Here is a 304-nt window from a genome sequence, read left to right on the forward strand (position 1 = left end):
ATCAGTGGGGGTTTTGTTCATTCCCCACTGATTATTAGTTGAACCAATTGCCCACAAATAGCGTGATAAATAAAAACGTCAGCTTATAAGCTGACGTTTTTTCATATTATTGCGAGTGAGAAGAAGAAATGAATTTAAAATACAAAAGATCGTGAATTGGAATAGCAGCTCCGATTCCTTGTGAGGTAATATTTTTTACTACAAGCCTCTTTTGATTTCCTTTTAACACAAGGTACACTCTGTCTCTTATACACATATCCGAGCCCACGAGACGCTCATGAATCGGGGTTGGCGGCTTTTGCTT

1 protein-coding gene is annotated in these 304 nt (G+C 38.5%); it reads right to left on the reverse strand.

Annotation, left to right across the window (positions count from 1 at the left end):
- Positions 1 to 106 precede the first annotated feature (106 nt).
- Positions 107 to 304, reverse strand: a 198-nt coding sequence (locus ACSG5Z_RS30530) for a YfkD family protein (protein ID WP_435712819.1), incomplete at its 5' end; no start/stop codon positions are given.

This window comes from Bacillus pretiosus, assembly GCF_051294775.1.
Taxonomy (GTDB): domain Bacteria; phylum Bacillota; class Bacilli; order Bacillales; family Bacillaceae_G; genus Bacillus_A; species Bacillus_A wiedmannii.